Raw genomic sequence first — 20,706 nt, forward strand, 5'->3', positions numbered from 1 at the left:
CCGGAGGAGACCACCGGCCGCCCCTGATTCACGCGTGCGCCACGTCGTCGAGCGCGGGCTCGGGGAGACCACCGGCCGCCCCCGATTCGCGCGTGCGCCACGTCGTCGAGCGCGGGCTCGGGGAGACCACCGGCCATCCCTGAGTCACACGCGTGCGCCACGTCGTCGAGCGCCGGCTCAGGGAGACCGTCGGCCGCGCCTGATTCACGCGCGTGCGCCACGTCGTCGAGCGCCGGCTCAGGGAGACCACCTGCCGCGCCACGGGCGCATCGAGCGACACGCGAGCCCCTTCCGCGCGCCTCCTTCCGGCGCTCCCGTGAGCAGTCAGCGCGCGCCACCGGGTAGAGCCATGTCGACAGCCGCGCCTGCTCCCGGAACGCCGTCACCAGCGTTTCCTGGAGCAGGTCCCTGGAGCCGCACAGGCGCAGCAGCCCGAAGCCGTGCACCGAGGGGAGGCTCATCGGGCGAGCAGCGCCTCCCGGTCCCCCCGCGTCGCCGCGGAGACGAGCACCGCGTCGCCGCGCCCCTTCGCCCTTCGTCTCACCACCGCGGCCCTGTCCTCTCCGCGCGTCGAGGCCCCGAGGGAGCCCGCGCGCCATGCCCGCCGGCCTGGGAGAACCCACCCGCCTCAACACGGGCCCCTGGGTGCTTTTCCCGGGGGCGGGCTCTCACATCCTGACCGGCGGCGTGCCACGCTCCTGAGCCGGTCGCACCCGCTTGCCTCGATTCTCTTCCTCGTCAGGTGCCTGCATCGATGAACACGTTCCTCCTTCCGCTCCTGGGCGGTGTCCTGCTGGGCCTGGGCGCGGCCCTCCTGCTCCTCTTCAACGGCCGCATCGCCGGCATCAGCGGCATCGCCGGTGGGCTCTGGGCGCCCGCGTCGGGTGACACCGGGTGGCGCGTAGCCTTCATCGGAGGGCTGATGCTGGGCGGCTTGGTGCTCGCGGCCGTGCGGCCGGAGGTGCTCGGGGCGCCGGTGCTCACTGGGGTGGCCACCCCGCTCATCGCCGGGCTGTGCGTGGGCTTCGGCACGCGGCTGGGCAGCGGCTGCACCAGCGGCCACGGCGTGTGTGGCCTGGCGCGGGGCTCCAAGCGCTCGCTGGTGGCCACGCTGACGTTCATGGCGGCGGGCGCGGCCACCGTCTTCGTCACCCGGCATCTCGTGGGAGGTGCGTCATGAAGCAGGCCCTCACGGCGGGCGCCGCGGGGCTGCTCTTCGCGCTGGGGCTGGGCTTGGGCGGCATGACGGACCCGGCGAAGGTGGTGGGTTTCCTCGACGTGGCGGGCGCTTGGGACCCCAGCCTCGCCTTCGTCATGGCGGGCGCGCTGGGCGCGTACGCGCTGGCGCGCGGGCTCATCCTCCGCCGCGCGGCCCCTGTGCTGGCGGACGCCTTCCCGAAGGCGCCCTCCGCCTCGGTGGATGGACGCCTGGTGGCGGGCGCGGTGCTCTTCGGCGTGGGCTGGGGCTTGTCGGGCTACTGCCCGGGACCGGCCCTGGTGGTGTTGCCGGTGGGCGGACTGACGGTGGCGCTCTTCGTGGTGGGGATGGTGGCCGGTATGGGCGTGTTCCGCGCCCTGGTGAAGCAACCTGGGTGAGCAGGCTCATCACACACAACCCTCACGGGTGTACGGTGCGGGCTGAAGTCACGCATTGCGGGGCACCAAATCTCAGACTTCCGGGCATGTGAAGTGATTGGGACATCACATCCGGACATTTGAGTGCGTTTGCAAAGCTTTGAGTGGATCACCGCGAGGGGCGGGGGTGGCTAGGATGACTCCTCAATGCCACGCGCCGCGAATAGGTTGCTGGACGTCGACGAAGAGAAGCTCGTCCACCAGTTCCCCGGAATCGACCGCAAGGCGGTGGGGGCGTTCTTCACGCCCGCGCCCCTGGTGGAACGCACGCTATCGCTCGCGATGGCGCACCTGGGAGCAGGGCCGCTCACGGTGATTGACCCGGCTTGTGGAGCCGGGGCCTTCCTGTCGGCGGCCTCGAAGCTCTGGCCCGGAGCCCGCCTGTGCGGCCTGGAGCTGGACCCGGCCGTGGCCCGGCTGTGTCAGGCCCGCGTCCCCGAGGCGGACGTGAAGGAGGGCGACACGCTGCGAGGCGGGCTGGAGCCCATGCTCGCCGCCACGCCGCCCGAGCACCGCGAGCTGTGGGTGGGCAATCCGCCCTACAACGGCACCTCGCCGGTGCTGAAGGACGCGGGTGCGTACGCGAAGCTGCGTGCCTTGTTGCCGCTGGCGCTGCCGCCGGGCACGAGCCTGCGCGACGACTTCGCCTTCTTCCTGCTCGTCGCCGCGCACCGGCTGTCCACGCGGCCCGGCGTGCTCGCCTTCATCACGCCCGCGAGCCTGCTGGACGCGTTCCTCTACGCCCCCCTGCGCCAGTCGCTCTTGCGCATGCTGACGCTGCGTGAGGTGGTGGACCTGGGGCCGGGCGCCTTCGCCGGCACGCAGGTGCGCACCTGCATCACCGTGTGGTCCTCGCTGCCGGGCCACGTGGACCCGCCGCGCTTCGAGCGCCGGGGGGCGTGGCAGCACTTCACCCCCGAGGCGCCCGAGTGGCGGCTGGCACCCACGACGCCGGAGGCGAGCGCGCTGGACGCGCGGTGGAGCGCGGAGGGCGAGCCGCTCACCACGCTCGTCCCCGTGAGCCTGCCCGGGGTGAAGACGCGCTTCGACGAGCTCCTGGTGGACGCGGACCCGGAGCGGCTGCTCGCGCGCATCCGCGCCTTCGCGGCGTCCTCGCTGGACGACCTGCCGGACTTCGCGCGGGTGCATGGGCTGTCCGAGGAGCTGCTCCCGAAGCTGCGCGCGCTGAAGGTGGGCCCCGCGCTGGAGGTGGACGCCAGGCACCTGCGGCCCTTCTTCCGGTATGGCGGCGCTCGGCACCGGGGCACGCTGCCTCCAGAAACGCGGGCGTACTGCTACCTGGACCGGCGGCTGATTCCGCGCGGAGACCACCGGCTGCGCGGGCCGTACGACCCGCACGTGGGCGCGGTGAAGCTGCTCTTCAACGTGCGAGAGCTGCCCCTGTCCGCGGCGCTGCTGCAGGAGGAGGGCTGCGTCCACGACCACCGGCACGCGCGCTTCGCGCCGCTGTTCGTTCCCAAGCGGCTGCGCGACGAGGGCCTGCGCGTGACGCGCTCGTCCGCGTCCGCCGAGGAGCTGGGGCCGCTGGTGCCCAACCTGTCGCCGCGAGGCCTCGAGTGGGCGGAGACGCTGGGAGGTCCTGAGGAGGCCTTCAAGGCCATCGTGCGATTCCTCAACGGCCCCGAGGTGCAGCGCACCTGGGCACCGGCCTTCGGCGCTTCACGCGTGGTGCCGGTGCCGCTGGTAGTGCCACCCATCGGACAGGAGTGACGAGGCGGTGGGCGGCCCGCATGGTTTCCCTGCGGGCTGCGCGGACAACCGCTAGTGTCCACCTTCGCTGAGCAGCATTTCCCCTCTGGAGGAGGACCCCGACCCATGAAGATTCGCGCGCTGCTGACCGCCACCGTTCTCACCGCCGCCGCGCCCGCGCTGGCCCAGGCCCCCGCGGCGACGCCCCCCGCGCCCGCCCAGGCCGCCCCCGCCGCCGCGGCGCCGGCGAAGAAGGAGGCGCCCAAGGGCGAGACGGCGAAGGCGACGGTGAAGGACGCGCAGGGCAAGGACGTGGGCGAAATCACCTTCGAGCAGGCCAAGCAGGGCGTCCTCATCAAGGGCACGCTGCACGACCTGCCCCCCGGCCAGCACGCCTTCCACATCCACGAGACGGGCAAGTGCGAGGCGCCGGAGTTCAAGACGGCCGGCGCGCACTTCAACCCGACGAAGAAGGCGCACGGGATGATGGCCCACAAGGGCAAGCACCTGGGCGACCTGCCCAACCTCTACGTGGGCCAGGACGGCAAGGTGCAGTTCGACACGTTCGCCCAGGGCGGGCTGACGGTGAAGTCGCTGTTCGACAAGGACGGCTCGGCCGTCGTCGTCCACGTCAAGGAGGACGACTACGCCACGGACCCGACCGGTGACGCCGGCGGTCGCCTGGCGTGCGGCGTGGTGGAGAAGCAGTAGCGGCCCGATTCACCCGGTGACGCGCCCGTCTGGCATTGCTGGCCGGACGGGCGAGTCCCAGAGCGGCCCCTCTTCAGGGCACGGGCTTCGCGACGGCGTCAGGCGCCTTCTTCACGGGCGTGAAGCGCAGGTCCTGGAAGTCGAAGCTGAAGTCGGTGAGCGGTGAGACGGGCTGCATGCGCATCTCCCCCACCGCGCCGTCGGGCTTGAGCGAGAAGGACACGAACGCGTCCGCGTTGAGCGAGCGGTCCTTCCAGCGCGCGACGAAGGTGTCGTATTGCCAGTGCTCCACCTCACCCACGAGACCCGGCGTCCGGCTGAAGCGCAGCACCAGCTTGTCCGCCTCCCGCGTCAGCGTCACGTCGCCGTACCAAGCGTCGCGGAACGTGCCGGTGTACGCGTCGAGCGGGAGCGACGGCTTGCTCTGGGCGTTGCGGCTGCCGCGGAGCCCCGCCACCTGGGCCTCCGCCTTGGCGCGCTTCGCGTCGTCATCCGCCTTGAACGCGGCCACCCAGTCCGTGGCGGGCCCGCCCATGAACGCGTCCAGCACCGTCCACATCGGCGCCTCGATGGCCCCGCGCTCCTCCTGGTTCGTCAGCACCGCGACGCCCAGGTTCAGCTCCGGCACCAGCATCACCCGCGAGTAGTAGCCCGGCAGCGCGCCGCCGTGGCCCACCAGCTTATAGCCCTTGTAGTCGCGCAAGGACCAGCCCAGCGCGTACGCCGCGAAGTTCGCGCGCAGCCCGGCGAGCGGCTTGGACGGCTCGGTGACGTTCATCACCGTCTGCGCCGCCCACATCTCCTTCGACTGCGCCTCGCTGAACAGCCGCTTCTTGCCGTCCGTCCCCGGAATCACGCCCAAGGCCAGCTGCGTCATCATCCACTTGGACAGGTCGTTGACGCTGGAGTTGATGGCCGCCGCGGGCGCGTTGTTCTCGAAGCCCATGGGCGAGATGGCCTTGAGCACCCCGTCCGCCTTCGCGTGCGGCGTGGCCACGTTGCCGCTCACGCGCAACGCCTTGAAGAGCGTGCTGCTGTCGCGCATGCCCACCGGCACGAAGATGCGCTCACGCACGAAGTCGCGCCAGTGACGGCCGCTGACCTTCTCGATGACCTTGCCGGCCACGAGGTAGAGGATGTTGTCGTACGCGTACTTGCTGCGAAAGCTCGACGCCAGGGGCAGGTGGCGCAGCTTCGAGACAATCTCGTCCTCGGTGAACGTCGACTGCGGGAAGTAGAGCAAATCCCCCGCGCCCAGCCCCAGCCCGCTGCGGTGCACGAGCAGGTCCCGAATCGTCAGCTCGCGCGTGACGTACGCATCGTGCATCTGGAACGACGGCAGGTGGTCCACCACGCGGTCATCCCACTGCAGCTTGCCCTCCTCGACGAGCATGGCCAGCGCCGCCGCCGTGAAGGCCTTGCTGTTGGACGCGATGCCGAACAGCGTGTCCGCCGTCACCGGCGTCTTGTCCCCGAGCTTGCGCACGCCATAGCCCTTGGACAGCACCACCTTGCCGTCCTTCACCACGGCCACGGCGATGCCGGGCACGTCGAAGGTCTTCATCGCCTTCTCGAGGGTGGCGTCGAAGTCGGTGGGCAGCGACTGCGCGAAGGCCGGGGACAGCGGAAGGACGACGAGGAGTAGCGCGAGGACGTGACGCACGAAGGGCTCCAGGAAGGGGCTCGAACGTCCCCTCTCTACCGCACCTGGCGAACACGCCCCAGCCGCCCTTGTTCCGGGCTGGCGCGTCAGACGTAGCCGAAGCGGCGCCGCGCGAACCACTCCGCGCCGAGCAGCCCGATGAGGGCCACCAGGTAGTACCAGCGGTCCCACAGCGGCTGGTCCTTGGCGCGGCCCACCTCCACCACGGGCGGGTCCAGCAGCGGCACGTCCGGCAGGCTGTCCTGGGGCAGCTTGTACGCCTTGCCGCCCGTCACCTTGGCCACCTGCTCCATCAGCTCCGGCCGCACCGACGCGTCCGACAGCTCCGGGCCCACGGCGCGCACCGCCACCGCGTCCTCGCCCTGGCCCAGCTCCGTGTCGCCCTTCTTCGCCGTGGCGAGGAGCTTGTAGGGGCCCGGCTCCGGCGGCGCGAACTCCAGCCGCACCACGCCGTCCGGCCCCGTCGCCCCCGTCTGCACCGCCACCGGCTTCTGCGCGGCCACGGAGAACAGCTCCACGCGCACCTGCGCGTCCTGCGCCGGCTGGTAATCCGCGCTGCGCGCCTGCACCACCACTGCCACCGGACGCCCCGGCTCCACCGAGGGCGGGTCCGCCGTCACCTTCAGCGTCGTCAGGTCCGGGTCCCTCACCAGCCAGCGCAGCGCGTTGCCCCAGAAGCGGTCATACGCGCGGCTGGGCGAGCCATCCCGGTGCGCCGCGAAGGCCCAGTACCACGACGCATCCGTGGCCATCACCAGCGCGCGCCCCCGGCCGTAATCCCACACGGCGACGAGCGGCGCGTTCTTCCCGTCCGAGGTGAGATGCGGATGCTCCAGCAACACGGTGGCGCCCTGCCGCGCGCGCGTCAGGTTGATGCCGGGGATGGGAGGCAGCTCGCCCCACGCGGCCTCGGTGCTGGAGGCGCCGGTGCCGATGGCCGTCACCGGGTGGCGCAGGCCCTCCGGCGTCAGGCGCGCGGTGAACGCGTCCAGGTTGGCGGGGCCCGCGGCGGCCACGGGCAGCGCGTCCATCAGCGTGGGCATGGTGGCGCGGCCCTCGCCCAGCACGCTGTCGCCGCCAATCATCACGAAGGCGCCGCCGTTGTGGATGTAGCGCTCCAGGTTGCGCTCGTACTCAGCGATGGACAGCGACGGGTCCGAGTGCCCGAAGTTCTGGAAGATGACGACGTCGAAGGTGTCCAGCTTCGTGTCGAAGATCTCCTCCATGGGGAACGGGATGAGCGACAGCTCCCGGTCGTTCGACGTCCCCGGGTCGTCCGACAGCGTGCGCAGGATGTAGAACGAGATGAGGTCCACGTTCGCGTCCTGCTTGAGCAGCCCGCGCAGGTAGCGCTCGTCCCACGAGGGGCGGCCCACCACCAGCAGCACGCGCACCCGGTCCCGGATGACCTTCAGCGTGAAGGAGCGGCTGTTGTTGTCCGCCACCGCCTCGTCCGGGAAGGTGGGCACCGACACCGTGTAGACGAAGCGGCCCGTCTGGTCCGGCGTGAAGGTGAAGGACACCGGCTTCACGTCGTCGTTCGTCTCCAGGCGCACCGTCTTGGTGGCCACCGTCTTGCCCTCCTGGCTGAGGACGACGGGAATCTCCTTGCCCCGGAAGCCCTTGCCGTGGATCTCCGCCTCCACCGTGAGCGAGTTGCGCACGAAGGCGAAGTCATCGACCTTGAGGCCTTCAATCGCCAGGTCCTTGAGCGCCTCCTGGCCCACGGTGAAGGTGGACACCGGCACGCCCAGGTCCGCGAGCGCCGCGCGCGCGCGGCCCACCACGCCCGCCTTCAGCTCCGCGTTGTCCGCGCCGTCGCTGAACAGCAGCACGCCGGAGAGCTTGCGAGCGCCCTGCCCCGCCCCCGCCGACGCACGCAGCGCGGCGAGCAGGTCCGTGGTGCCCGCCCGGGGCGGCTCCTTGGCGAGCGACGCGGGCGTCACCGGCGAAAGCTCCGGGTCCACGCCGTACATCTCCACCGTGAAGCGGTCCTGCAGCCCCGCGAACGCCGGGCCCGCCTTCTCCAGGAACGCGGCCACCTGCGCGTTGCGCGTGGGCCCGCCCGGCTCGGTGGGAAAGCCCATGGACGCCGAGCGGTCCACCAGCACCGCCACCCGGTTCTTCATCCGCGCCACCTGGAGGTGACGGATGCCCGGCTCCAGCAGGAAGAAGAGCGCGGCCACGCCCGCGCCCACGCGCAGGGCCCACAAGAGGATGCGACGGCCACGCGCGGGCTCGCGGCGCACGCCCCAGGCCGCCAGCCCCACGCCCAACAGCAGCCCGAGCGCGAGGAACACCAGCGCCCACGAGGGCAGCGGAGAGAGGCTGACGAGCTTCCAGGCGTTGAAGGTGGGGGAGTTCATCCAGGCTCTTGAGGTGAGGCCCTTCGCGTCAGCGCCGCTTGTTGAGGATGAGCTGCAGGTGGACCGCGTCGTCCTTGTAGTCCAGGCAGAGCGCGTACATGCAGACGTTGATGCCCAGGCGCACCGCCAGCTCGCGCTGCGGCTCACCGCCGGGGCTCACGTCGAACTCGTAGTCGCCCGTCTCGTTGCGGCTCCACGCCCCCGCCACGTCGTTCTGCGAGTACAGCACCGCGGCGCGCTTGCCCAGGTTGGCCGCCAGGAGCTGCGGCTTGTTGAGCAGCCGCCCGGGCGCCGCGTCCAGCATGAAGAAGGACTTGAACACCACGTGCGTGGAGGGCACCTCGGTCAGCGGGCTCTGCGGCAGCACGCGCCGCATCTCCCGGCGGAAGCTGGCGTCGAAGCCGTCCCCGTCGCTGCCGTCGTTGGCGTCCGCCAGCATGAAGCCGCCGTACGTCAGGTAGCGGCGCAGGTTGGTCACCTCCGCCTCGCTGAGCGCGGGGAACGCGCCGTCGCCGCCGAAGTACAGGAAGGGGTACTCGAAGAGGTCGGGGCTGCTCAGCGCGAACGGGCGCGCGTCCGGCACCACCTCCACCGAGGTGCGCCGCTGCAGCTCCCACGCAATCCGACGCAGGCCCGACAGCCGCCCGTCCCAGCGGCCGCCGTGCTTCGCCACCGCGGGGATGAAGCGGTTCTTCTCACCGAAGGCGCGCGCACGCCCAGACAGCAGCGGGACGAGCGCGGAGGTGCCGAGCAGGAGGTTTCGTCGGGTCAGGCGCCGCGCGGACATAGAGCGCATCTATATACCGTCGACGGGTGCTCGCATTCCCCGGTATACAGCGGGCCCATGGCGAAAGGCGGACAGACGCCCGAGCCGCCCGGCGCCCCCGAGGTCCGCGCGGCCTGGGCCCTCAAGGAGGCCGGTGACGTCGCCGGGGCCCGACGCCAGGCCGAGCGTCTGTTGGCGAGCAATCCGGCCCCCCAGGACCGCGCCCAGGCCGAGGAGCTCTTGCGCCGCACGTCCACGCCCCGTGCCCTCTACGGCTTCGCGGCGCTGGGGGCCGCCGTCTTCGTGGTGCTGCTGCTGTTGGCGCTGAGGCGCTACGCTTAAGCTACATCGTCGGCGCCCGCGCCCCTCGGGGGCGGCTCGAGCCGCGCCGCAATGCGAAGGAGTCGGAAGTCATGGAAGGCCTCCTCCAGGCACTCAGGGCCTATCAGGAGTTCAATCCGTCGGGCTGGGTCGCCATCTACCGGCTCCTGCCGATGTGGGCGGGCATCGTCTGCTGTGTCCTCGGGGTGACGCTGCTCTTGGTCGGCGGAGGCCCCCGGGTGTTCCGGGTGCTCGCCGGCCCCATCGGCGCGCTGCTGGGCCTGGTGTGGACGGGCGCGGTGGCCGTGAAGCTGGGCCTGCCGGACCTGGACCCCCGGGCGCCGTCCATCGCCGCGGGGGTGCTGCTGGTGCTGGGCTTCCTCTTCCCGCCCGCCATCACCTTCGTGGGCCTGGGCGTGCCGCTGGGCCTGGTGGCCGGGCAGATCGCCGGCCCGCAGGACTTCCTGCTCGGCTTCGCGCCGGGGTTCATCATCGGCGGGCTGGTGGGCGCGCTCCTGCACCGGGTGGTCAGCGCGCTCGTCGCCTCCGCGGCGGGCGGGTGGGTGCTCGTCATCGGCGCGCTGGCGGCGCTGCACCAGTTCGGCAGCCTGGTGGAGGCGGTGGCGAGCCGTCCCTGGGGCGTCATCGTCGCGGCGGGCATGTTCGCCATCGCGGGCTCCGTCTACCAGCTGGCCATGCGCCCCTCCCCCGAGGAGGCCGACAAGCAGCGCGCGGAGAAGGAGCGCGTGAAGCTGCGGCAGGCGGAGCAACGGGCGCTCGAGAAACGTTGGGGGGTCAAGTAGCCGGCCTCCCCCGGTCGTCGGCCGTGCTTTACCTCCACCCGGGTGGCGCGTAGATTCCGCCGCCTTTCCCCCCGGAAAACCCCCGAAGGATTGATGGGCCAGGCCAGGCGCAAGGAGAAGGAGAAGCAGGAGTCCCCCCCGGAGCCATCCCCCGGGCAGGAGCCCCTGGCTCAGGGAGCCTGGGTGAAGCCCGAGGGACTGTCGCGCCGGGGCTGGGCCGTGCTCGTCGGCCTCATCGTCGTCATCCAGTTCCCCCTCATCCACTACGTCCTCTTCCGCGGTGACGCGGAGGTGACGGCGACAATCCCCTACACCCAGGACTTCAGCGACCCGGGCGTGGTGAAGCGCGACTTCTTCACCACGGGCGGCTACTGGCGGGTGATTCAGGGCGAGCTGCTGGCGCCGGGGGTGAAGAACAACCCGCTGTGGCTGCAGGCGCCGCTGCCGGACGACGTGGCGGTGGAGCTGGACGTGCGCTCGGAGCTGCCCGAGGGCGACATCCGGGTGGAGCTCTTCGGCAACGGCGTGGACCCGGCTTCCGGCTACGTGCTGATGCAGGGCGGCCAGAACAACTCCGTGTCGGCCATCGCCCGGCTGGACTTGAACGCGCCCACGCTGGACGCGCTCCAGCGCCGCGCGCAGCGCAAGGCGGAGTCGTCGGGCGCCGCCGCGGACCTGGCTTCCGTGTTCAAGGACGACACCCGGGTGAAGGTGGAGGCGCGGGGCACGCCGGTGCAGGCGGGCCGCACGTACCACTGGCGCATCGAGCGCCGGGGCACGCTCTTGCGCTGGTCCATCGACGGGGAGCTGTTCCTGGAGCTGGATGACCCGCGCCCGCTCAAGGGGCCGGGGCACGACCGGCTGGGCCTGTCCGGCTTCGAGTCGCAGATCTTCTGGGACAACCTGCGCGTGGACACGCCGGACCGGCTGCCCGCCAAGGTCGCGGCCGTGACGCCGGCCATCCCCCCGGGTCCGTACGCGGACGACTTCGAGCGCGACACGCTCGGCGACGCGTGGAACGTCACCAACCCCACCGCGACGCGCATCGTCGACGGCGCGCTGGTGGTGGAGCAGCTCCACAACCGCCCCGTGTGGCTCAAGCGCCCTTTGCCCCGCGACGCGGTCATCGAGTTCGACGCATGGACGGACAGCCCGCAGGGCGACATCAAGGTGGAGGCCTGGGGCGACGGCCGCTCGTTCTACGCGGGTGATTTGCGGCTGCAGTACACCGCCACCGGCTACGTGTTCATCTTCGGCGGCTGGAAGAACACCCAGTCCGCCATCGCCCGCAGGAGCGAGCACACGCCCGACCGCGTCACGCGGGATGGGGCCGCGGTGGTGCCGGGCAAGCGCCACCACTTCAAGCTGACCCGCCGCGGTGACACCCTCGCCTGGGAGCTGGACGGCCAGCCGTTCCTGACCCTCAAAGACGCCACGCCCCTCGAGGGCTCGCGCAACCAGTACTTCGGGTTCTCGGGCTGGCAGACCCGCGTCCACTTCGACAATTTGAAGATTGAGCCGCTCGCCCCCTAGCGGCCCAAGGAAAGTCACACCGTGCGCAGAGTTGGCATCTTCGGCTGGGGCGTCGTCGCCCCCCGGTCCAGGAACATCGAGGCGTTCGAGAGGAACCTCGCGTCCTCCGAGAGCTGGCTGTCCCCCTTCAACGGCTTCGGGCCGGACAACTTCCTGGTCGGTACGCCGGACTTCCAGCTGGCGGACTACAAGCCGTGGATCGACGAGCGCTTCCCCGCCAACCGCTTCTCCCAGCTGGAGCGGAAGATGGGGCAGCCGACGCAGTTCGCCATCGGCGCGTTCATCCAGTCGCTCGCGCAGAACCCGGGCCTGGAGCAGGAGCTGCAAGCCCTGGGGCCCCGCGCGCACGTGTACGTGGGCACGGGCCTGGGGGACCTGCCCACCATCCAATCCATCTCGCTGGATTTGTACCGCGCCCAGCGCCGGTGGGACCGCTTCTGGTCCGCGCCCGAGCGCAACGCGGTGCTGCGCCAGTGGCTGGAGACGCGCGAGCCCGCCGAGGGCGTGCCGCCCGAGCCGTCCACGGTGGACGAGGGCGTGCGCGACGAGGCCGAGGACGCGTGGTGGCACTACTGGACGGGCCGGTCCACGGAGCTGCGCGAGTACCTGGCGGAGCTGCGCGACATCGAGGCCATCGGCGTGCCGGACGGCGCGGACGTGGAGTCCGCGAAGCTGGCCGTCATCAAGGAGAAGCGCACGCGCAACGGCCGGCTGCAGAAGAAGTGGAACGCGCCGGAGCCGCCCTGGAACGCCGTGTCCTCCAACGTGCTGTGGAACATCCACAACACGCCCGCCTCGCAGATTTCGATGCTCGGCCGCATCACCGGCATGACGTTCGCCCCGGTGGCCGCGTGCTCGTCGTTCGGCTACGGGCTGAAGCTGGCGATGAACGCCCTGCAGCTGGGTGAGGCGAAGGCCGTCGTCATGGGCATGACGGACGCGGCGCCCAACCCGCTCGTCGTGGGCGGCTTCTACAACGCGCGCGTCATCTCCGCGGACGCGGCCATCTCCAAGCCCCTCACCGCCCTGCGCGGCACGCACATCGCGGGCGGCGCGGTGGTCTGGGTGCTGGGCGACTACGACTACTTCACGGCCAAGGGCTTCAAGCCCCTGGGCATGGAGCCCGTCTCCGTGGGCGTCACCGCGGACGCGGACCACATCATCACCCCGTCCAAGGAGGGCCCCACGCTGGCCATCCGCGAGGCGCTGGCCCAGGCGGGCTGCGGCCCCGCCGACGTGGGCAGCTGGGACCTGCACGCCACCGCGACGCCGGGGGACTACCTGGAGGTCCAGAACCTGCGCGACGTGATGCCGGAGTCGGTGCTCATCACCGCGCGCAAGGGCACCTTCGGCCACGGCATGTCCGCGGGCGGCGGCTGGGAGCTGACGGCGCAGTACCTGGGCTACGGGCGCGGGCAGGTGTTCCCCACGCCGCTGAAGAAGACGGAGCTCAACCAGCAGATTTCGCGCGTCCACGGCCGCTTCGTCTTCGACGAGGCCCAGGCCGCGCCCGAAGGCTGCGCGGGCAAGCTGTCCATGGGCGTGGGCGGCATCAACGCCTGCGTCATCTCCCGCCCCTGGAAGAAGTGACGCGCCGGGCGGCGCTGGGAGGGCCCCTGGTTCAGGGGTACTCGAGCGCCGCCTGCTGCGCCAGCCGGCCGGCCGCGTCGGGCTCGATGCGCCGCAAGAGCTCCAGTTCCAGCTCCAGGTCCCTCGCGTAGTTCTGCTGCGTGGGCAGCACGCCGGTGGTGTTGGCGTTGGCGCGCGCCACGGCCTGCTCCTCCTGCGCGCGGGCGGAGCCTCCCTGGGCGATTCGCTGCTCCACGTTGCCCCCGCCGATGGCCTGCGACATCCGGTTGCCGCGCATCACCCGGAGGATGCTGCCGCCGTTGGGCAGCGTGTGGCCCTCAATCAGGAAGCGCGAGGACGACGTGGGCCCCAGCGTGCCGCCCCCCGCGTCGCGCCACTCCGTCTCCAGCACGTAGCGGCCCGGCATCTCCTTCCAGGAGTAGCCCTCCTTCTGGAGGTGCGCCTTCACCTCCGGCCACAGGTCCGGCAGCGTGCGCTGGTAGACATGGCTGGCCGCCTTGTCGCGCTGGTAGTTCTCCCGGAGCGAGCGGGAGCACCCCGCCAGCAGGCACAGCACGACGACGAGCAGACTGCGCATGGAGCAACCTCCGACCCGCGGAGACGGGGGCGCCCAGCATAACGCCCCCACCTCTCCACCGGGCAGCCCCCCGCCCGGGCCGGTCCGTCAGCTCTTGGGCGTGGCCACCAGGTCGAAGTCCGGGATGTGTTCGCGCATGAACTCCCGCATCCGCGCAATCAGGGCGGCTTCAATCTGACGGGCGCGCTCGCGGCTGACGCCGTACTTGTCGCCGATGTCCTGCAGCGTCAGGGGCTCGTCGGAGGTGAGGCGGTTCTCGAAGATGAAGCGCTCCTTGCCCTCCAGCGTCCGGGAGAACTCGGCGAGCTTCTCGCGGAACAGGGCCTTGAGCTGCTCGGCGCCCAGCCGCTCGTCGGCGGGCACCGCGCCCGACGGCAGGTAGCGGTCCGCGCGCGTGGCCCGCGAGCCCTCGTCGTCCCCGCCCAGCGGCGCGTCGATGGACACCTCGTCGTGCCCCAGCCGCTGGTCCATCTCCATCACGTCCTGCTCGGAGACGTTGAGCCGCTCCGCCAGCAGCTTGGGGCTCGCCTCGAAGCCCTGGGCGATGAGCTTCTCCTGCTCCTGGCGCAGCTTGAAGAAGAGCTTGCGCTGGGCCTCGGTGGTCCCCAGCTTCACCATCTTCCAGTTGTCCATGATGTAGCGGAGGATGTACGCGCGTATCCACCAGGCCGCGTAGCTGGAGAGCTTCACGCCCCGCTCCGGGTCGTACTTCTTCACCGCCTGCATCAGCCCGATGTTCCCCTCCTGCACCAGATCCAGCAGGGACAGGGGGTTGCGGTGGTACTCGTGGGCCAGCTTCACCACCAGCCGCAGGTTGGAGGCCACCAGCCGGTACGCCGTCCTGACGTCCCCCGTCTCGCGGTAGTGCCGCGACAGGGCCAGCTCCTCCTCGCGCGTCAAAAGGGGGTGGCGCGTCACCTCGGCCATGTAGGCCTGCAGCGGGTCCCGGTTGGACAGCCCCGACTCGCTCGCCCGGACCAGGGCCTGGGCGGGCGCGGGCCGGGGAGCGGCCTCCTCCTCGGGCTCCACGTCGGTCAGCTCGGCCTCGTCCGGCTCCAGGGAATCCGGGTCTGGGGAGGCCTCCACCCCGGTGTCCTCGACCTCGGCGTCGACGGTATCCGCCCTGGCGGGGGCGCTCGCGGGCGCCCGCTTCGCCCGGCGTCCGGGCGACGTTCCTTTGGTTCTCTTCCCTCCACTCGCCATCGGCTCTCCATACCCCAAAGTGCCGCGATTGTTGCCAGAGGGTAATGCAGGGGCTATGCCCCTGCTTGATGAGCGACATCCAAGAGCCCACCGCGCCGGGCAGCCCGGCCACTGACGAAGCCCCGACGCGTCCCGCCGAATACATCGCGGACATCGGCTTCGACGACATGAATCTGTCCGAGCCCCTCCGCCGCGCGCTGGCGGAGCGCGGCTACACCCACCCCACCCCTGTCCAGGCGCGCGCCTTCCGGCCCGCCATCGAGGGAAAGGACCTGATTGTCCGCAGCAAGACGGGCACGGGGAAGACGGCCGCGTTCGGCCTGCCGCTGCTGGAGAAGATTCCCGCGGATGAGAAGCGCGTGCGCGCGCTCATCCTCTGCCCCACGCGCGAGCTGGCGCTGCAGGTGGCGGAGGAGCTGACGCTCCTGGCCAAGTACAAGGGCGTGAAGGTGGCGGCCATCTACGGCGGCGCCTCCATGAAGCAGCAGGAGGACGCGCTCGAGGAGGGCACGCCCATCATCGTGGGCACGCCCGGCCGCGTGTTCGACCACATCAACCGCGGCAACCTGAAGCTGGACGGGTGCGACCACGCGGTGCTGGACGAAGCCGACGAGATGCTCAACCAGGGCTTCTACGAGGAGGTCACCCGCATCCTCGACCGCCTCCCGAAGTCGCGCCAGGTGCTGCTCTTCAGCGCCACCGTCCCCACGGACATCCAGAACCTCATCGCCCGGTACACGACGAACGCGGAGACGCTCTTGCTCTCCGGCGACGTCTTCACCGTGGAGCACATCCACCACGTCCGCTACGACGTGTCGGACGCCTTCCCCAAGCCGCGCAACCTCATCTACATCCTGGAGAAGGAGGAGCCGCCCAACGCCATCATCTTCTGCAACACGCGGGATGACACGGCGCTGGTGACGGCGGTGCTCAACCGCAACGGCTTCGACGCGGAGCTGCTCAACGGAGACCTGCCGCAGAAGGAGCGCGAGCGGGTGATGGGCAAGGTGAAGCGCGGCGAGGTGGCCTTCATGGTCGCCACGGACATCGCGGCGCGCGGCATCGACATCTCCGGGCTGGAGTACGTCATCAACTACTCGCTGCCCGAGGACCCGGCCGTCTACCTGCACCGCGTGGGCCGCACCGGCCGCATCGGCAACAAGGGCACGGCCATCAACCTCTTCTCCGGGCGCGAGCTGGCCACGTACACCGCGCTGGAGAAGAAGTACGGCATCAAGTTCGACAAGCAGGAGATGCCCGCCCCCGAGGAGGCGATGCGCCTTTGGACCGAGCGCCACGTGCGCGAAATCCAGGAGGCCGCCGGCGGCTCGATTTTCGAGGGCTTCCTGCCCCTGGCCGCGCAGTTGAAGAACCGCCCCAACGCGGATGACCTGGTCGCGTTCCTGCTCAAGTACTTCTTCAGCCACCTGCGCATGGAGAAGCTGCAGGCGGCCCAGGAGACGGAGCGCCGCGAGCCCGCGCCCGAGCGCAAGTCCAGCGGCGGCGAGGGCCGTCGTCGGGACCGCGAGGAGCGCGGTGGCCGGGGCGAGCGTCGTGAGCGCGAGGACCGTCGCGAGCGCGGTGAGAAGCCCATGGCGCGTCCGGAGCATCCGGACCGCGAGCGCCGTCCGCGCCGCGACGAGCCCCGGCGGGAGCGTGACTCCGGCCGTGGCGGCGCCGCCGCGCTGGAGGCGGGCCCCGGCGAGGCGAAGCTGTGGGTGAACCTGGGGACCGCGGATGGCCTGGGGCCGGGCAGCATCGCCACGGCGCTGGAGGACGCGGGCGCGCCCCTGGGGAAGGTGGTGCGCGCGGAGCTGCGCCCCACGTTCGCGTACGTCTTCGTCGCGGAGGAGGACAGCGCGGCGTTCGAGACGCTCAACGGCAAGCAGCACGGGACGAAGACGCTGCGCGTGGAGAAGAGCAAGCCGCGCACCGAGCGTGAGCCCGGCACCCGTCCGCCCCCGTCCCCGGACGCGGGCCCCGGCGAGGTGAAGCTGTGGACCAACCTGGGCATGGACGACGGGATGGACGAGGCGAAGCTGCCCGCCGCCCTGGAGGCCGCGGGGGCTCCCGCCGGCAAGGTGCTCAAGGCGCTGCTGCGCCCCACCTACGGCTACGCGTACGTGGCCGAGGCGGACGCGGCGGGCTTCGAGGCGCTCAACGGAAAGCAGCACGGCGAGAAGGTGCTGAAGATTGAACGGCACCGTCCGCGCGGTTCACGCGAGGAGCGTCGCCCGCGTCACGAGGCGCTGCCGGACCTGCCGGGCCAGGTGCGCCTGTGGGTGGGCCTGGGCAAGCAGGACGGCCTGGACGAGGCGGGCGTCACCAGCGCGCTCGAGGCCGCCGGGGCTCCGGCCGGCAAGGTGGTGCGCATGGACCTGCGCCCCACGTACGCGTACGTGTTCGTCGCGGACGAGGACGCCGCGGGCTTCGAGGCGACGCACGGCAAGCAGCACGGTGAGCGCACGCTGAAGGTCGAGCGCGCTCGCAAGAAGTAGTCACACCGCATGGGCGTCCAGCGGGCCTTCGGGCCATGCCGGACGCCATGGGCGCGGAGGGCTCGGACAGGGCCCCGCGCGTCAGTCCCAGGCGGGCCGTGCGCCAGCCCTCCTCTCAGGGTTCCTCGGACGCGGCGGCCTTCCTGCGCCGCTCCCGGTGGTAGTGCGCGGTGCACAGGCCCCGGGCCAGCACGGGCCGCTCGCAGCCCGCTTGCGAGCACGGGACGGGCTCGGGCCGCGCGGGCCGCGTCGCCGACGGGCCGCCGCTGAACATCACCTCCGCCACCTCGAGCAGCCGGTCCACGTCCGGACGGGAGAGGTGACGGGTGCGCGCGAAGCCCTCCAGCCGGTGGCCCCCGGCGTCGTCCACGTCCTCCACCCGGAGCAGCTCCCACAGGGGCATCTCCAGCGCGGAGGCCACCTGGAGGAGCGTCTCGTAGCTGGGGCTGCGCTCCCCGCGCTCCAGCAGCGACGCGAAGGACACGGAGATGCCGCACCGGACGGCGAAGTCCTCCTGGGTGAGGCCCCGGCGCTCCCTCAGCGCGCGAATCCGTCGGGCCAGGCCCTGCAGGTGTCCGTTCACCGTGGAAGCATCCGGGGGACCGGGTGACATGGCAGTTTCCTATGGTAGCGCACCCCTTCTGTTAAGGTCTCGCGCGCGGTGCGGGCCCACCCGGGTCCACCGCCACCAGGAGCCCTGCGAATCATGAGCGCCGTCGAGGGTACCAACTACTACTTCCGCAAGGCCGCGCGGATCATGGACGTGGGAACCCCCATCGAAACGCTGCTCGCCACGCCCCTGCGCGAGGTGAAGGTCCAGGTCTCCATCGAGATGGACTCCGGGGAGATTCGCACCTTCCTCGGCTACCGCATCCAGCACGACAACAGCCGCGGCCCCATGAAGGGCGGCCTGCGCTACCACCCCGCGCTGAACCAGGACGAGTCCTCGTCGCTCGCGTCGCTGATGACGTGGAAGACGGCCGTGGTGAACGTGCCCTACGGCGGCGCCAAGGGCGGCATCGCGTGCGACCCGTCGCAGCTGAGCCTCAAGGAGCTGGAGCGGCTGACGCGCAAGTTCGTCGACCAGATCCAGGACGTCATCGGTCCCACGCGGGACATCCCCGCCCCCGACGTCAACACCAACCCCCAGGTGATGGCGTGGATCATGGACCAGTACTCGCGCTACCACGGCCACTCGCCCGCCGTCGTCACGGGCAAGCCGCTGGAACTCTACGGCTCCAAGGGCCGCGAGGCGGCCACCGGGCGCGGCCTGTTGTACGTGTGCCGTGAAATCCTGAGGGATTTGGGCCTGCCGGTGAAGGGCACGCGCTTCGCGGTGCAGGGCTTCGGCAACGTGGGCAGCCACACCGCGCAGCTGTTGTGGGAGGACGGCGGCGTGGTGGTGGCCGTGGCGGACGTGCTGGGCGGCATCCGCAACCCCGCGGGCCTGGACATCCCGTCGCTCTTCGAGCACGTCAAGCGCACCGGCACGGTGACGGGCTTCACGGGCGGCACGGCGTGCACCAACGAGGAGGTGCTCGCGGCCGACTGCGAGGTGCTCATCCCCGCGGCGCTGGGCCACGTGCTCACCCGCGACAACGCCAACCATGTCCGCGCGCGGCTCATCATCGAGGGCGCCAACGGCCCCACCCAGCCGGAGGCGGACGAAATCTTCGAGAAGCGCGGCATCTTCGTGGTGCCGGACGTGCTCGCCAGCTCCGGCGGCGTCACGGTGAGCTACTTCGAGTGGGTGCAGAACCTCCAGCACCTGTCCTGGGAAGAGGACCGCGTCAACGCGGAGCTGGAGAAGACGATGAAGGAGGCCTACGAGCGCGTGGCGCAGATTGCCCGCTCGCGCAAGGTCTCCATGCGGACGGCGGCCTACATCCTCGCCATCGGCCGGGTGGGCAAGGCCACCGTGCTGCGCGGCATCTGATACTCCGGGCGCCCGTCCGTCCCCCGGGCGGGCGAGCCTGCCGCATCGCGGCAACGCGTCGGGGCCCCAGGTCCGGTGCAGGCTGTCCCTTCCGCCCGGGGCGCGCTTCCGCTAGACGCGCACGCTCATGGTCACCCTCCAGGACATCCTCACCGCGCGGGAGCGTCTGCGCGACGCCATCCGGCCCACGCCCTGCCCCGCCTCGGACTACTTCACCGAGCGCACCGAGTGCGGCGCGGTGTACTTCAAGCTGGAGAACCTCCAGCGCACCGGCGCCTTCAAGGAGCGCGGCGCGCTCAACAAGCTCTTGACGCTGTCGCCGGAGGAGCGCCAGCGGGGCGTCATCGCCGCGTCCGCCGGCAACCACGCGCAGGGCGTCGCGTACCACGCGCGCCGGCTGGGGGTGAAGGCCACCATCGTCATGCCGGAGCGCACGCCGCTCATCAAGGTGTCGCGCACGCGCGACGACTACGGCGCGCGCGTGGTGCTCAAGGGCACCAACTACGACGAGGCCTACGCGGAGGCGCTGCGCATCCAGCAGGCCGAGGGGCTGGTCTTCGTGCACCCCTTCAACGACCCGCACGTCATCGCGGGCCAGGGCACCATCGGCCTGGAGCTGCTCGAGCAGTGGCCGGACGTGGAGGTGGTGCTGGTGCCCATCGGCGGCGGCGGGCTCATCTCCGGCATCGCCTGCGCGCTGAAGGAGAAGAAGCCCGGCATCCAGGTCATCGGCGTGCAGACGTCCACCATCGACAGCATGAAGGCCTCCGTCGCGGCGGGGAAGCTGATGGAGCTGCCGGCGGCGGGGACCACCATCGCGGACGGCATCGCGGTGAAGCGGGTGGGCGAGCTCACCTTCGAGATGGTGCGCAGGTACGTGGACACCATCGTGTCGGTGGACGAGGAGGAGATCGCCGCCGCCATCCTCACGCTGCTCGAGCAGGAGAAGAGCGTGGTGGAGGGCGCGGGCGCGGTGGGCGTGGCCGCGGTGCTCAACGGGCACGTGCCCCAGGCGAAGGGCAAGCGCACCGCCATCATCCTGAGCGGCGGCAACATCGACATGAACGTCATCAGCCGCATCATCGAGCGGGGCCTGGTGAAGGCGGGCCGCCTGGTGCAGCTCGAGGTGCGGCTGCCGGACCGGCCCGGCATGCTCGCGCGGCTGACGACGCGCATCGCGGACCTGAGGGCCAACGTGGTGGACCTGCACCACGAGCGCGCCTTCTCCAAGGCGGGGCTGGGCGAGGCCATGGTGGAGGTGACGCTGGAGACCACGGGCCCCTCTCACATCCGCGAGCTGGAGCAGGCCCTGGAGGAGCTGGGCTGGCAGGTGGCCCGGAAGTAACGGGAGGGGGCCTTGCACGCGGCCCGAGGGGGTCGGCCATACTGGGCCC

At 71.2% G+C, this 20,706-nt stretch carries 18 protein-coding genes; 11 read left to right on the top strand and 7 right to left on the bottom strand.

The annotated features are described in order from the left end of the window. Window positions 1–28: 28 nt before the first annotated feature. On the bottom strand, window positions 29–280 hold the full coding sequence (locus AC6JA9_RS33465) for a hypothetical protein (RefSeq protein WP_497958374.1): 252 nt from the start codon (window positions 278–280) through the stop codon (window positions 29–31). Window positions 281–754: 474 nt separating this feature from the next. On the opposite strand from AC6JA9_RS33465, the gene AC6JA9_RS33470 reads away from it, so the two are divergent. The 4 genes from AC6JA9_RS33470 (at window position 755) to AC6JA9_RS33485 (ending at window position 4,056) form a co-directional block, all read left to right on the top strand. Then, on the top strand, window positions 755–1,180 hold the full coding sequence (locus AC6JA9_RS33470; protein ID WP_223781705.1) for a YeeE/YedE family protein: 426 nt from the start codon (window positions 755–757) through the stop codon (window positions 1,178–1,180). Next, on the top strand, window positions 1,177–1,596 hold the full coding sequence (locus tag AC6JA9_RS33475) for a DUF6691 family protein (RefSeq protein ID WP_223781704.1): 420 nt from the start codon (window positions 1,177–1,179) through the stop codon (window positions 1,594–1,596). Before AC6JA9_RS33470 ends, AC6JA9_RS33475 begins: the two co-directional genes overlap by 4 nt. Window positions 1,597–1,782: 186 nt before the next feature. Further along, entirely contained in the window at window positions 1,783–3,366 is a 1,584-nt protein-coding gene (locus AC6JA9_RS33480) for an HsdM family class I SAM-dependent methyltransferase (protein ID WP_141333196.1), read from the top strand. A 105-nt stretch (window positions 3,367–3,471) separates the two neighbouring features. Beyond that, complete coding sequence (locus tag AC6JA9_RS33485) at window positions 3,472–4,056, top strand: superoxide dismutase family protein (protein WP_223781703.1); 585 nt, start codon at window positions 3,472–3,474, stop codon at window positions 4,054–4,056. A gap of 73 nt (window positions 4,057–4,129) precedes the next feature. Here AC6JA9_RS33485 and AC6JA9_RS33490 read toward each other — a convergent pair whose 3' ends face one another. The 3 genes from AC6JA9_RS33490 to AC6JA9_RS33500 all read right to left on the bottom strand — a co-directional run bounded on the left by AC6JA9_RS33490 (window position 4,130) and on the right by AC6JA9_RS33500 (window position 8,872). Continuing rightward, window positions 4,130–5,719 carry a serine hydrolase gene (locus AC6JA9_RS33490; RefSeq protein WP_408889394.1) on the bottom strand — a complete coding sequence of 530 codons (1,590 nt, stop codon included), beginning with the start codon at window positions 5,717–5,719 and terminating at the stop codon, window positions 4,130–4,132. An 86-nt stretch (window positions 5,720–5,805) separates the two neighbouring features. Then, window positions 5,806–8,085, bottom strand: coding sequence for a glutamine amidotransferase (locus AC6JA9_RS33495; protein ID WP_426745276.1), 2,280 nt, complete (start codon window positions 8,083–8,085; stop codon window positions 5,806–5,808). Window positions 8,086–8,113: 28 nt separating this feature from the next. After that, window positions 8,114–8,872 carry a DUF4159 domain-containing protein gene (locus AC6JA9_RS33500; RefSeq protein WP_223748044.1) on the bottom strand — a complete coding sequence of 253 codons (759 nt, stop codon included), beginning with the start codon at window positions 8,870–8,872 and terminating at the stop codon, window positions 8,114–8,116. A 57-nt stretch (window positions 8,873–8,929) separates the two neighbouring features. On the opposite strand from AC6JA9_RS33500, the gene AC6JA9_RS33505 reads away from it, so the two are divergent. The 4 genes from AC6JA9_RS33505 (at window position 8,930) to AC6JA9_RS33520 (ending at window position 13,098) form a co-directional block, all read left to right on the top strand. After that, entirely contained in the window at window positions 8,930–9,193 is a 264-nt protein-coding gene (locus tag AC6JA9_RS33505) for a molecular chaperone DnaJ (RefSeq protein WP_497958375.1), read from the top strand. A 71-nt stretch (window positions 9,194–9,264) separates the two neighbouring features. Beyond that, entirely contained in the window at window positions 9,265–9,975 is a 711-nt protein-coding gene (locus AC6JA9_RS33510) for a hypothetical protein (RefSeq protein WP_223748042.1), read from the top strand. A 93-nt stretch (window positions 9,976–10,068) separates the two neighbouring features. Continuing rightward, window positions 10,069–11,508: a DUF6250 domain-containing protein gene (locus AC6JA9_RS33515; protein WP_255653188.1), complete on the top strand. Its 1,440-nt coding sequence runs from the start codon at window positions 10,069–10,071 to the stop codon at window positions 11,506–11,508. Window positions 11,509–11,529: 21 nt separating this feature from the next. Beyond that, entirely contained in the window at window positions 11,530–13,098 is a 1,569-nt protein-coding gene (locus tag AC6JA9_RS33520) for a beta-ketoacyl synthase N-terminal-like domain-containing protein (protein WP_223781699.1), read from the top strand. 31 nt (window positions 13,099–13,129) lie between these two features. Here the strand turns inward: AC6JA9_RS33520 and AC6JA9_RS33525 are convergent, their stop codons facing one another. Both AC6JA9_RS33525 and AC6JA9_RS33530 read right to left on the bottom strand, forming a co-directional pair. Then, on the bottom strand, window positions 13,130–13,675 hold the full coding sequence (locus AC6JA9_RS33525) for a hypothetical protein (protein WP_267699759.1): 546 nt from the start codon (window positions 13,673–13,675) through the stop codon (window positions 13,130–13,132). An 87-nt stretch (window positions 13,676–13,762) separates the two neighbouring features. After that, entirely contained in the window at window positions 13,763–14,878 is a 1,116-nt protein-coding gene (locus tag AC6JA9_RS33530; RefSeq protein ID WP_223781698.1) for an RNA polymerase factor sigma-32, read from the bottom strand. Window positions 14,879–14,946: 68 nt separating this feature from the next. On the opposite strand from AC6JA9_RS33530, the gene AC6JA9_RS33535 reads away from it, so the two are divergent. Next, on the top strand, window positions 14,947–17,376 hold the full coding sequence (locus tag AC6JA9_RS33535) for a DEAD/DEAH box helicase (RefSeq protein ID WP_223748037.1): 2,430 nt from the start codon (window positions 14,947–14,949) through the stop codon (window positions 17,374–17,376). A gap of 115 nt (window positions 17,377–17,491) precedes the next feature. Here the strand turns inward: AC6JA9_RS33535 and AC6JA9_RS33540 are convergent, their stop codons facing one another. Next, a complete protein-coding gene (locus tag AC6JA9_RS33540) occupies window positions 17,492–17,989 on the bottom strand; it encodes a helix-turn-helix domain-containing protein (RefSeq protein WP_223748036.1) in 498 nt (165 codons plus the stop codon). Between the two features lie 93 nt (window positions 17,990–18,082). Here AC6JA9_RS33540 and AC6JA9_RS33545 point away from each other — a divergent pair, with 93 nt between their 5' ends. Both AC6JA9_RS33545 and ilvA read left to right on the top strand, forming a co-directional pair. Beyond that, window positions 18,083–19,312: a Glu/Leu/Phe/Val family dehydrogenase gene (locus AC6JA9_RS33545; RefSeq protein ID WP_223748035.1), complete on the top strand. Its 1,230-nt coding sequence runs from the start codon at window positions 18,083–18,085 to the stop codon at window positions 19,310–19,312. A gap of 127 nt (window positions 19,313–19,439) precedes the next feature. Continuing rightward, window positions 19,440–20,657, top strand: coding sequence for a threonine ammonia-lyase (gene ilvA, locus AC6JA9_RS33550; protein ID WP_223748034.1), 1,218 nt, complete (start codon window positions 19,440–19,442; stop codon window positions 20,655–20,657). The last annotated feature ends 49 nt before the right edge of the window (window positions 20,658–20,706 follow it).

The organism is Myxococcus sp. MH1, assembly GCF_059738865.1.